Origin of the sequence: Pseudomonas sp. SK3(2021), assembly GCF_016772375.1 — a bacterium.
GTDB classification, from domain to species: domain Bacteria; phylum Pseudomonadota; class Gammaproteobacteria; order Pseudomonadales; family Pseudomonadaceae; genus Aquipseudomonas; species Aquipseudomonas chlororaphis_I.
The window spans coordinates 5,039,202-5,051,582 of sequence record NZ_CP061943.1 but is presented as its reverse complement, the minus strand read 5'-3'; the positions used below and the strand labels follow the sequence as shown (position 1 = coordinate 5,051,582).

Sequence of the window (12,381 nt, the reverse complement as noted above, 5' to 3'; positions counted from 1 at the left end):
ATCGGACCCTCAATAAAAAAGCCCTGAGCAAGTCAGGGCTTTTTATCTTTCGTTGTGCCGATTCAGATCGAGATCGGCACAGGGCGGATGCCAGGAATCAATCCCAGCTCAGTGCGCCACCTGTCTGGTACTCGATCACCCGGGTCTCGAAGAAGTTCTTCTCTTTCTTCAAGTCCATGATTTCGCTCATCCATGGGAACGGGTTGGTGGTGCCTGGGTATTCTTCTTTCAGGCCGATCTGCGACAGGCGACGGTTGGCGATGAACTTGAGGTAGTCCTCCATCATCGCCGCGTTCATGCCCAGTACGCCGCGCGGCATGGTGTCGCGAGCGTATTCGATTTCCAGTTGGGTGCCCTGGAGGATCATCTGGGTGGCTTCTTCCTTCATCTCGGCATCCCACAGGTGCGGGTTTTCGATCTTGATCTGGTTGATCACGTCGATACCGAAGTTCAGGTGCATGGATTCGTCGCGCAGGATGTACTGGAACTGCTCGGCGACGCCGGTCATTTTGTTGCGACGGCCCATGGACAGGATCTGGGTGAAGCCGCAGTAGAAGAAGATGCCTTCCAGAACGCAGTAGTAGGCGATCAGGTTGCGCAACAGCTCTTTGTCGGTGTCGACGGTGCCGGTCTCGAACTTCGGATCGGAGATCGAACGGGTGTACTTCAGGCCCCAGGCTGCTTTCTTGGCGACCGATGGAATCTCGTGGTACATGTTGAAGATCTCGCCTTCATCCATGGCCAGCGATTCGATGCAGTACTGGTAGGCGTGGGTGTGGATCGCCTCTTCGAACGCCTGGCGCAGGATGTACTGGCGGCATTCCGGGTTGGTGATCAGGCGGTATACGGCCAGCACCAGGTTGTTGGCCACCAGGGAGTCGGCGGTGGAGAAGAAACCCAGGTTGCGCATCACGATGCGGCGCTCGTCGTCGGTCAGGCCTTCCGGGTTTTTCCACAGGGCGATGTCGGCGGTCATGTTGACTTCTTGCGGCATCCAGTGGTTTGCGCAACCGTCCAGGTACTTCTGCCAGGCCCAGTCGTATTTGAATGGCACGAGCTGGTTGAGGTCGGCGCGGCAGTTGATCATGCGCTTTTCATCGACGGCGACACGAGCGGAAGCACCTTCCAACTCGGCCAGGCCTTCGGCGATGTCGAGCTGGTCCAGAGATGCCTTGGCACGGGCAACGGCGGCAGAGTCGTTGGCGGTTACGGCGCGGGCTTCGAGAGCGGCGGCACCACCGGCGCTGTCGAGTTTGTCCATGGCCGCTTCGGCAGCGTGACCGGCGTTGGCGCCTTTGACGGCGACTTCGCCTTCTTCTTTGTCGAATTCGTCCCAGCTCAGCATGACGTGTCGTCTCCTGCGTGAGGGCCAGATGCCCGTGTGAAAACTGATGGTTGGCTTTTCACACGGCCGAACTGGCCGCGTTGGATCTTAAGGAATCGTTTGTTGCAGCAGCTAACGCAGGCAATAAACAAAAATATGTACGGGAGTTCCGAGGCGGTTATGGGCACAGAGGACCGGGTCGACTCCTGTGCTCGCTTCGGATTGGCTGTTTATCCCTGTAAGGGAATATTGCAGGCCCGTTTTAAGGCCGCATTATAGGGACTTTTTTGGCGCTGTGGTGCGACGAAGTGGCTCACGATTCGGCCGGCGAGGGGCGTTATCGCGGCGGAGCGAGGGTTTACAAGGCTTTGGCCGGCGAAGATTTTTTTTCACCCCGTTGGGTGTGTTTTTGCCGCCTCGAGTTGATCGCAGGCGTTGAAGATTTTGTGCGATGCTCTGCAAGCCCCGTAGCGTGTGGCTTGCAGGGATGGGTGGGCGCTTCGGTAGACAGGATTGTGTTCAATTTCCGCTGAAAATTGTCGAGTGGGGTTTCTGCTCAAAAAATAAGCAAAAAAACTCTTTTGCCACTACATCTTGTGTTGGATGGTCAATTTTTGACCTTTGAAACACTACTGTCCTGGCTTGCCATCCGAGGTCGCTTCTAGCGCTCGAGAAAGCATTTGCGGACCGCCATCAAGCCCCTCGGAGCGATACCCAAACGCTCCCGCAAGCTGGCTCGACAGGTGAGAAAAGGGAGGGCGAAGGCCGGGGGCGCACTGCGTTGGGCGATGGCTTGCAGCAAGTCTGGTTTCAGTTGTGCGTCTGGCCATCTTTGCCGCAAGAAAGATTTCTTGCGGCCGGCACTTATTGGAACTTGAAGAGCAACTTTAATATCAGCCGTTAGAGCAGCCGTTACCCATGACGCGGTATTGCAGGATATGCCGCAGGCCTTTCGAGTCTTCATATTCCATTCGCGCGGGTACAACTTCGCATACATCTGGAACTTCGCTCATGGATATAACTTTGGCGATGTCCAGGTCGGACGAATAAGAGTATTCCTCTACGGGCGGTTGCTGGCTGGCGACATCAGTTGGGATCTCGTCGGCCATTGCTGTAGCGCAAAGACTGCTGAGGGCCAGAACTAATAAAGCTTTCATTTTGATTTCACCTTTCTAAGGTCGTGTGGGGGCACGCAGCCTTTGTGGGGCTGCGTGTGGAGCTTGAGTAGAAGTCTGGATTAACTGCCTTCGTGGGGGCTGTAACTTGGTTAATCGCATTGCCTTGTTGGCGAGGTCGATTTTAGGCGCCTGAGTAGGCGCTATACAGGCGTGCTTTTGATAAACACTATTGACGGTTTTTGTAACAATCCCGGCAAAAACGACCCCCAGTGGCCTGACAGCGGTCTGCTACTTGCCGCAGAAACTGCTGCAAGTAGCGTAATAGAAGGGCCAAAGCACTTTTCAGGGGGAGTGGCCGGGGGTTGTTACTACCATCGTCGAATGGTTCTATAGGCCCGCCCCGGCTACAACGGGGCCATACAACAACAACTATGTCACCGAGGTAAGAAAGATGAGTGCGGCTTCTCTGTATCCCGTTCGTCCCGAGGTTGCGGCCAACACGCTGACTGACGAGGCGACCTACAAGGCCATGTACCAGCAGTCGGTCGTCAACCCGGACGGCTTCTGGCGCGAACAAGCCAAGCGCCTCGACTGGATCAAGCCTTTCACCACGGTGAAGCAGACCTCCTTTGACGATCACCATGTCGATATCAAGTGGTTTGCCGACGGCACCCTCAACGTTTCCTACAACTGCCTGGATCGCCACCTGGCCGAGCGCGGCGATCAGATCGCGATCATCTGGGAAGGCGACGATCCTTCCGAAAGCCGCAACATCACCTATCGCGAACTGCACGAGCAGGTCTGCAAGTTCGCCAACGCCCTGCGTGGCCAGGATGTGCACCGCGGCGACGTGGTGACTATCTATATGCCGATGATTCCCGAAGCCGTGGTCGCCATGCTGGCCTGTACCCGGATCGGCGCGATTCACTCGGTGGTGTTCGGCGGTTTCTCGCCGGAAGCACTGGCGGGCCGGATCATCGACTGCAAATCCAAGGTGGTGATCACCGCCGACGAAGGCATTCGCGCGGGCAAGAAAATTCCGCTCAAGGCCAATGTCGACGACGCGCTGACCAACCCGGAAACCAGCAGCATCCAGAAGGTCATCGTGTGCAAGCGCACCAACGGCCAGATCAAGTGGAACCAGCATCGCGACATCTGGTACGAAGACTTGATGAAGGTCGCCGGTACCGTCTGCGCACCAAAAGAAATGGGCGCCGAGGAAGCGCTGTTCATTCTTTACACTTCCGGCTCCACCGGCAAACCCAAAGGCGTGCAGCACACCACTGGCGGCTACCTGCTGTACGCGGCCCTGACCCACGAGCGGGTGTTCGATTACCGTCCGGGGGAAATCTACTGGTGCACCGCCGACGTTGGCTGGGTCACTGGCCACACTTATATCGTCTATGGCCCGCTGGCCAATGGCGCGACCACCGTGCTGTTCGAGGGCGTGCCGAACTACCCGGACGTGACCCGCGTGGCGAAGATCGTCGACAAGCACAAGGTCAATATCCTCTACACCGCGCCGACCGCGATCCGCGCCATGATGGCCTCGGGTAGCGCCGCCTGCGAAGGCGCCGATGGCAGCAGCCTGCGCTTGCTGGGTTCGGTGGGGGAGCCGATCAACCCGGAAGCCTGGGACTGGTACTACAAGAACGTCGGTCAATCCCGTTGCCCGATCGTCGATACCTGGTGGCAGACCGAGACCGGCGCGACCCTGATGAGCCCGCTGCCGGGCGCCCATGCTCTCAAGCCGGGTTCGGCGGCTCGTCCGTTCTTTGGTGTGGTCCCGGCGCTGGTGGATAACCTGGGCAACATTATCGAGGGTGCCGCCGAAGGCAATCTGGTGATCCTCGATTCGTGGCCGGGCCAGGCGCGTACCCTGTATGGCGATCATGATCGTTTTGTCGATACCTACTTCAAGACCTTCCGTGGCATGTACTTCACCGGTGACGGCGCCCGTCGCGATGAAGATGGCTACTGGTGGATCACCGGGCGGGTGGACGACGTGCTCAACGTCTCCGGCCACCGCATGGGGACCGCCGAGATCGAAAGCGCCATGGTCGCGCACCCGAAAGTCGCCGAAGCGGCGGTGGTCGGCGTGCCCCACGACATCAAGGGGCAGGGCATCTATGTCTACGTCACCCTCAATGGTGGCGAAGAGCCGAGCGAAGCACTGCGCCTGGAACTGAAGAACTGGGTGCGCAAGGAGATCGGTCCGATCGCCTCGCCGGATGTCATCCAGTGGGCACCGGGGCTGCCGAAGACCCGTTCCGGGAAGATCATGCGCCGTATCCTGCGCAAGATCGCCACGGCGGAATACGACAGTCTGGGAGATATCTCCACCCTGGCCGACCCGGGCGTGGTGCAGCATCTGGTCGATACCCACAAGACCATGAACGTCGCCTGAGGCTGACCTGCGTTAGCGAAAGCCCCGCCCGGCCTTGTGCCGGGCGGGGCTTTTTTGTGAGCGCTACTGCCGCCTCCTGTAGCTGCTGCCGAAGGCTGCGATCGGCTCCGCAGGAGACGCGCTCTTGAAGGCCCTTCGGGCCTTATCGCAGCCTGCGGCAGCGGCTACAGGTAGCGGCTTTTCGATCGAATAAATATCGGTATGTCCATCAGGCGTATTTGAATGTTACCGGCAGCGGGGAATGTGTAACCCGCTGCCCGGATTCGGGGCAATGAGAAACGCCGGGCCCCGTTTCAGGGCCTTTTCGAGGCCTGTAAAAAATAAGTCATAACGCTGCGCTTGCCGGAATAGAAGGCTTTGCGAATAATAGGCCCGCAATTTGCAACGTAGATTGGTTTATCGTCTTTTGCTCTTGCATAAACTTGAAGAGCTGTCAATGTGCTCGACCTGGTTTCTCAGTGCTTCTGTAATTTGTTGTCGCATTGAGGAAATATCGGCTTCGGGCCTGTCGTTAGAATGCCGATCACTCGCTCGTCGTTGCCTGCCGAGGAACCTGCATGGGGTTCATGGCCAGGTTCCCAAGGACGCAGCACCGCTATCAGGTTCCACCCATTCGCATATTGGGCTGTCGCTCACTCTGCCGTTTTCGCCCTTTACCGATGGAGTCCTAAGATGAAGAAACTCGTGCTTCTTGGCGCCCTGGCACTGTCCTCCGTACTTTCCCTGCCGGCATTCGCCGATGAAAAGCCTCTGAAAATTGGTATCGAAGCGGCTTACCCTCCATTCGCCTCCAAGGCCCCGGACGGCAGCATCGTCGGTTTCGACTACGACATCGGCAACGCCCTGTGCGAAGAAATGAAGATCAAGTGCGTGTGGGTCGAGCAGGAGTTCGACGGCCTGATCCCTGCGCTCAAGGTGCGCAAGATCGATGCGATCCTGTCGTCCATGTCGATCACCGACGACCGCAAGAAGTCCGTGGACTTCACCGGCAAGTACTACAACACCCCTGCGCGCCTGGTCATGAAGGCCGGTACCCAGGTCAGCGACGGCCTGGCCGAGCTCAAGGGCAAGAACATCGGTGTGCAGCGCGGTTCGATCCACGAGCGTTTCGCCCGTGAAGTACTGGCTCCGCTGGGTGCCGAGATCAAGCCATACGGCTCGCAGAACGAGATCTACCTGGACGTGGCGGCGGGTCGCCTCGACGGCACCGTGGCAGACGCTACCCTGTTGAACGACGGCTTCCTGAAAACCGACGCCGGCAAAGGCTTCGCGTTCGTCGGCCCGGCGTTCACCGACACCAAATACTTCGGCGACGGCGTGGGTATCGCCGTACGCAAGGGCGATGCGCTGAAAGACAAGATCACCGGTGCGATCGCTGCCATTCGTGAGAACGGCAAGTACAAGCAAATCCAGGACAAGTACTTCGACTTCGACATTTACGGCCAGTAAATCGTCGAGTCAGCAAGTCCGAGATGGCGCAAGCAGCAGAATCTCTGAAGTTTGCGCCATTTTTTCATCCCAATTTTCGAGGACCTGAATCATGTTGAAAGGCTACGGGGCTGTCATCCTCGATGGCGCTTGGCTGACGCTTCAGCTTGCCTTGTCGTCCATGGCCCTGGCCATCGTTCTGGGTCTGATCGGGGTCGCGCTGCGCCTCTCGCCGGTGCGCTGGCTGGCGTGGCTGGGCGATTTGTATTCCACGGTGATCCGCGGGATTCCCGACCTGGTGCTGATCCTGCTGATCTTCTACGGCGGCCAGGACCTGCTCAACCGTGTCGCGCCCATGCTGGGTTACGACGACTACATCGACCTGAACCCGCTGGCCGCCGGTATCGGCACCCTGGGCTTCATCTTCGGTGCCTACCTGTCGGAAACCTTCCGCGGGGCCTTCATGGCGATCCCCAAGGGGCAGGCGGAAGCAGGCATGGCCTACGGCATGAACAGCTTCCAGGTGTTCTTCCGGGTGCTGGTGCCGCAGATGATCCGCCTGGCGATTCCGGGCTTTACCAACAACTGGCTGGTACTGACCAAGGCCACCGCGCTGATTTCGGTGGTGGGCCTGCAAGACATGATGTTCAAGGCCAAGCAGGCGGCTGACGCCACTCGCGAGCCTTTCACCTTCTTCCTTGCGGTGGCGGCGATGTACCTGGTGATCACCAGTGTCTCGTTGCTGGCATTGCGTCACCTTGAGAAGCGCTACTCAGTAGGCGTAAGGGCGGCTGATCTATGATCTTCGACTACAACGTCATCTATGAGGCCTTGCCGCTGTATTTCAGCGGCTTGCTGACCACCCTGAAACTCTTGGCCCTGTCGCTGTTCTTCGGTCTGCTGGTGGCACTGCCCCTGGGGCTGATGCGCGTGTCCAAGCAGCCGATCGTCAACCTCAGTGCCTGGCTCTATACCTACGTGATCCGCGGCACGCCGATGCTGGTGCAGCTGTTCCTGATCTATTACGGCCTGGCGCAGTTCGATGTGGTGCGCCAGAGCTTCCTCTGGCCGTGGTTGTCCAGCGCGACCTTCTGTGCGTGCCTGGCGTTTGCCATCAACACCAGCGCCTACACCGCGGAAATCATTGCCGGCAGCCTCAAGGCCACGCCGAACGGCGAGATCGAGGCGGCCAAGGCCATGGGCATGTCGCGCTACAAGATGTATGCCCGCATCCTGCTGCCGTCGGCCTTGCGCCGGGCGCTGCCGCAGTACAGCAACGAAGTGATCATGATGCTGCAGACCACCAGCCTGGCTTCCATCGTGACCCTGATCGATATCACCGGTGCGGCTCGTACGGTCAACGCGCAGTACTACCTGCCGTTCGAGGCCTACATCACCGCCGGCCTGTTCTACCTGTGCCTGACCTTTATCCTGGTGCGCCTGTTCAAGCTGGCCGAAGGCCGCTGGCTGCGCTACCTGGCACCGCGGAAGCACTGATATGGAACGCATTGACCACGCGTTGCCGTGGAGCCACCTGGGCAGCGAACGACAGATCTCGGTGTTCCGTTTCGGTCGCGGCGAGCGCAAGGCCTATATCCAGGCCAGCCTGCATGCGGACGAACTGCCTGGGATGCGCACCGCCTGGGAGCTGAAAAAGCGCCTGGCCGAGCTGGAGGCCCGGGGCGCGCTGAACGGTGTGATCGAGTTGGTGCCGGTGGCCAACCCGATGGGCCTGGGGCAACTGTTGCAAGGCAATCACCAAGGGCGGTTCGAGGCCGGCAGCGGCAAGAACTTCAACCGCGATTTCGTCGAGCTGAGCGCGCCGGTCGCGGCCCGTCTGGATGGGTGCCTGGGGGATGATCCGCACGCCAATATCCAGATGATTCGCCAGGCCATGAGCGATGTGCTGGCTGAACTGCCAGCGCCAGCGAGCCAGCTGCAAGGCATGCAGCGTATCCTCCTGGGCCACGCCTGCACCGCGGACGTGGTGCTGGACCTGCACTGCGATACGGAAGCGGCGCTGCATATGTACGCCTTGCCGCAGCATTGGCCACAGTGGCGCTCCCTGGCGGCCCATCTGAATGTGCGTGTCGGCCTGCTGGCGGAAGACTCCGGCGGCAGCTCGTTCGACGAAGCCTGTTCGCTGCCCTGGTTGCGCCTGTCGCGCCAGTTCCCGCAGGCGCAGATTCCGCTGGCCTGCCTGGCGACCACCCTCGAGCTGGGCGGCCAGGCCGACACCGGTCGTTCGCAAGCCGAGGCGCACGCTGAAGGTATCCTGGCGTTCCTCGCCGAGCAGGGACTGATTGCGGGTGAGTGGCCGGCGCCGCAGCATGAAGCGTGCGAGGCCATGCCTTTGGAAGGCACCGAATTGTTGTTTGCGCCGCATCCCGGCGTGGTGAGTTTTCTGCGTCCGGCCGGTAGCTGGGTGGAGAAGGGCGAGCCGATTTTTGAAGTGATTGATCCCTTATCCGATCGGGTCAGCACCCTGTGTGCTGGCACCAGCGGCGTGTTGTTCGCCGTTGAGCGGCTGCGTTACGCCCAACCCGGTTTCTGGCTGGCCAAGGTGGCGGGGCGCGAAGCGCTGCGGCACGGGCGCTTGCTCAACGACTGACTGCTTTTGTGAGAACCGACAGCATGTACAAACTTGAAGTCCAAGACCTGCATAAACGCTATGGCAGTCACGAAGTGCTCAAAGGTGTGTCCCTGAAAGCGGCGGCTGGCGATGTGATCAGCATCATCGGCTCCAGTGGCTCCGGCAAATCCACCTTCCTGCGCTGCATCAACCTGCTGGAGCAGCCGCACGCCGGCAAGATCCTGCTGAATAACGAAGAATTGAAGCTGGTGGCGAACAAGGATGGCGCGCTGAAGGCGGCCGATCCAAAACAGCTGCAGCGCATGCGTTCGCGCCTGTCGATGGTGTTCCAGCACTTCAACCTGTGGTCGCACATGACCGCCATCGAAAACATCATGGAAGCGCCGGTGCATGTGCTCGGCGTACCCAAGGCCGAAGCCCGTGAAAAGGCCGAGCACTACCTGGCCAAGGTCGGCGTGGCGCATCGCAAGGATGCCTACCCGGGCCATATGTCCGGCGGTGAGCAGCAGCGCGTGGCGATCGCCCGTGCGCTGGCGATGGAGCCTGAGGTCATGCTGTTCGACGAGCCGACTTCGGCACTCGACCCCGAGCTGGTGGGCGACGTGCTGAAAGTGATGCAGGCCCTGGCCCAGGAAGGCCGGACCATGGTGGTGGTGACCCACGAAATGGGCTTTGCCCGTGAAGTCTCGAACCAGTTGATATTCCTGCACAAGGGCCTGGTGGAAGAAAGCGGCAACCCGCGCGAAGTGCTGGTCAACCCGCAATCGGAGCGTTTGCAACAATTCCTCTCGGGCAGCCTGAAGTAAATCACTCCCGTAACGCACCAAATTAGGTCATGCTGCGCACCGCGCGCCAGATGGTCTAATTTGGTTGCAGCCGCCTTTGGCCTCTAACACTGTTTTCGTTTCGGATTGCCCGCCATGACTGCCCATCGAATTGGTTTCCTGATTTGGCCCAGCACTAAAGCCTTGACGCTGGCGCTGGCCGAGGAGGCCTTGCGTGTCGCTCAGCGCGTGCATCCGGATGTGGTCTACGAACTGGCGTTCCTGCAGGCCGAGGCTCCGACCGACAGCGCCTGGCAACTGCCGGGCGAACCTTGGTCGGGCAAGCTCGAAGGCTGCCAGAAACTGTTCCTGCTGGCCGATGAGCCGCCTGCCACCCTGGCGCCGGCCCTGAGCAGCGCGCTCAAGCAGCTGGTGCGCACCGGCTGTGTGATCGGTGGTTTGTCCGCCGGTGTGTATCCCTTGGCGCAGCTGGGGTTTCTCGACGGTTATCGGGCGGCGGTGCACTGGCGCTGGCAGGACGATTTCGCCGAGCGTTTCCCCAAGGTCATCGCCACCAGCCATCTGTTCGATTGGGATCGCGATCGCCTGACGGCTTGTGGCGGGATGTCGGTGCTGGATCTGTTGCTGGCGGTGCTGGCTCGTGACCACGGCGCGGAATTGGCCGGCGCGGTCTCGGAAGAACTGGTGGTCGAGCGTATCCGCGAAGGCGGCGAGCGCCAGCGCATTCCGTTGCAGAACCGCCTGGGGTCCAGCCATCCGAAACTGACCCAGGCGGTGCTGCTGATGGAAGCCAATATCGAGGAGCCGCTGACCACCGACGAAATCGCCCAGCATGTGTGCGTCTCGCGTCGGCAGCTGGAGCGGATCTTCAAGCAATACCTCAATCGCGTGCCGAGCCAGTATTACCTGGAGCTGCGCCTGAACAAGGCGCGGCAGATGCTGATGCAGACCAGCAAGTCGATCATCCAGATCGGCTTGTCCTGCGGTTTCTCCTCGGGGCCGCATTTCTCCAGCGCCTACCGCAACTTCTTCGGCGCCACGCCGCGGGAAGATCGCAACCAGCGTCGTAGCAGCAGCCCGTTCGAACTGTCTTCGGTGCCTTCCGAGCGCGGTTGATCCGTCTCTTTCGTTTGCCTGTCAGATTGCTATCGCGAGCACGCTTGGCTCCTGCGCAAGAATGCATCTCTTTGTAGGGCGGAGCTGGCTCGCGCTGACGCCTTAATGTGTTGCGCAAATCGTTGGACAATCCTGCCGTTAAAGCCTCCAGCAGTTTAAACTGCGCCTTTGCGACGCTATTTGTCGCATTGCCGTAAACCCGCGTAAAACCGGGGTTGGCGCTATAAGAAGTTGTCGCTTGGCGACAAGGCCGGGCAGAAAACTGTCCTTACAATCCCCCCATCGCTCGCCAGTTTCAGGCAGGCGTTCCTCTTCAGGAGACTCCGATGTCCGTTGAGCAAGCTCCGGTGCAACGCGCCGATTTCGATCAGGTCATGGTTCCCAACTATGCACCTGCGGCTTTCATTCCTGTGCGTGGCGCGGGTTCCCGAGTCTGGGATCAGTCGGGCCGAGAGCTGATCGACTTTGCCGGCGGGATCGCGGTCAACGTACTGGGCCACGCCCATCCGGCGCTGGTCGCTGCGCTGACCGAGCAGGCCAACAAGTTGTGGCACGTATCCAACGTCTTCACCAACGAGCCGGCCCTGCGCCTGGCCCACAAGCTGGTCGACGCCACCTTTGCCGAGCGCGCGTTCTTCTGCAACTCCGGTGCCGAAGCCAACGAGGCCGCCTTCAAGTTGGCCCGTCGTGTCGCTTTCGACCGTTTCGGCGCGGAAAAATACGAAATCATCGCTGCCCTCAACAGCTTCCACGGCCGCACCCTGTTCACCGTGAACGTGGGCGGCCAGTCGAAGTACTCCGACGGCTTCGGTCCTAAAATCACCGGCATCACCCACGTTCCCTACAACGATCTGGCGGCATTGAAAGCGGCGATTTCGGACAAGACCTGCGCGGTGGTACTCGAGCCGATCCAGGGCGAAGGCGGTGTATTGCCAGCCGAGAAGGCTTACCTGCAAGGCGCCCGCGAGCTGTGCGACGCGCACAACGCGCTGCTGGTATTCGACGAAGTGCAGACCGGCATGGGCCGCAGCGGCGAGCTGTTCGCTTATATGCACTACGGCGTGACCCCGGACATTCTGACCAGTGCCAAGAGCCTGGGCGGCGGTTTCCCGATCGCCGCGATGCTGACCACAGAAGCGCTGGCCAAGCACCTGGTGGTCGGTACCCACGGCACCACCTACGGCGGCAACCCGCTGGCATGCGCGGTGGCGGGCGCGGTGATCGACGTGATCAATACGCCCGAAGTGCTGAACGGCGTGAAGGCCAAGCACGATCGCTTCAAGACCCGTCTGCAGCAGATCGGCGAGAAGTACGGCCTGTTCACCGAAGTGCGTGGCCTGGGCCTGTTGCTCGGTTGCGTGCTCAGCGATGCCTGGAAAGGCAAGGCCAAGGACGTGTTCAACGCCGCCGAAAAAGAAAACCTGATGATCCTTCAGGCCGGTCCGGACGTGGTGCGTTTCGCACCGAGCCTGGTGGTCGAGGAAGCGGACATCGAAGAAGGCCTGCAGCGCTTCGAGCGCGCGGTAGCCAAGCTGACCCAGGCCTGATTCGGGCCGCGGTACTCCTCGGCGCTTGTCTTCAGGGCAAGCGTCGAGCCCCATTTTCGGTGC

Annotated in this window: 10 protein-coding genes; 8 read left to right on the top strand and 2 right to left on the bottom strand. The window is 60.2% G+C overall.

Going from position 1 to position 12,381, the window contains the following annotated elements:
* Window positions 1-97: 97 nt before the first annotated feature.
* Both IF690_RS22105 and IF690_RS22100 read right to left on the bottom strand, forming a co-directional pair.
* Window positions 98-1,345 carry a ribonucleotide-diphosphate reductase subunit beta gene (locus tag IF690_RS22105; protein ID WP_009050332.1) on the bottom strand — a complete coding sequence of 416 codons (1,248 nt, stop codon included), beginning with the start codon at window positions 1,343-1,345 and terminating at the stop codon, window positions 98-100.
* Window positions 1,346-2,217: 872 nt separating this feature from the next.
* Complete coding sequence (locus IF690_RS22100) at window positions 2,218-2,481, bottom strand: DUF2790 domain-containing protein (protein WP_038634332.1); 264 nt, start codon at window positions 2,479-2,481, stop codon at window positions 2,218-2,220.
* Window positions 2,482-2,893: 412 nt separating this feature from the next.
* On the opposite strand from IF690_RS22100, the gene acs reads away from it, so the two are divergent.
* The 8 genes from acs to IF690_RS22060 all read left to right on the top strand — a co-directional run bounded on the left by acs (window position 2,894) and on the right by IF690_RS22060 (window position 12,318).
* Window positions 2,894-4,849: an acetate--CoA ligase gene (gene acs, locus IF690_RS22095; RefSeq protein WP_009050330.1), complete on the top strand. Its 1,956-nt coding sequence runs from the start codon at window positions 2,894-2,896 to the stop codon at window positions 4,847-4,849.
* Window positions 4,850-5,521: 672 nt separating this feature from the next.
* Window positions 5,522-6,298 carry an L-arginine-binding protein AotJ gene (gene aotJ / locus IF690_RS22090; protein WP_202697374.1) on the top strand — a complete coding sequence of 259 codons (777 nt, stop codon included), beginning with the start codon at window positions 5,522-5,524 and terminating at the stop codon, window positions 6,296-6,298.
* A 91-nt stretch (window positions 6,299-6,389) separates the two neighbouring features.
* Window positions 6,390-7,079 carry an ABC transporter permease gene (locus IF690_RS22085; RefSeq protein ID WP_007921541.1) on the top strand — a complete coding sequence of 230 codons (690 nt, stop codon included), beginning with the start codon at window positions 6,390-6,392 and terminating at the stop codon, window positions 7,077-7,079.
* On the top strand, window positions 7,076-7,774 hold the full coding sequence (locus IF690_RS22080) for an ABC transporter permease (RefSeq protein WP_202697373.1): 699 nt from the start codon (window positions 7,076-7,078) through the stop codon (window positions 7,772-7,774). Before IF690_RS22085 ends, IF690_RS22080 begins: the two co-directional genes overlap by 4 nt.
* Window position 7,775: 1 nt before the next feature.
* Window positions 7,776-8,888, top strand: coding sequence for a succinylglutamate desuccinylase/aspartoacylase family protein (locus IF690_RS22075; protein ID WP_202697372.1), 1,113 nt, complete (start codon window positions 7,776-7,778; stop codon window positions 8,886-8,888).
* Window positions 8,889-8,911: 23 nt separating this feature from the next.
* Window positions 8,912-9,676, top strand: coding sequence for an ABC transporter ATP-binding protein (locus IF690_RS22070; protein WP_007921545.1), 765 nt, complete (start codon window positions 8,912-8,914; stop codon window positions 9,674-9,676).
* A gap of 114 nt (window positions 9,677-9,790) precedes the next feature.
* Entirely contained in the window at window positions 9,791-10,771 is a 981-nt protein-coding gene (gene argR / locus IF690_RS22065) for a transcriptional regulator ArgR (protein ID WP_202697371.1), read from the top strand.
* 326 nt (window positions 10,772-11,097) lie between these two features.
* Window positions 11,098-12,318 (top strand): aspartate aminotransferase family protein, encoded by a 1,221-nt coding sequence (locus IF690_RS22060; RefSeq protein ID WP_009050325.1) that lies wholly within the window; start codon window positions 11,098-11,100, stop codon window positions 12,316-12,318.
* Window positions 12,319-12,381 lie beyond the last annotated feature (63 nt).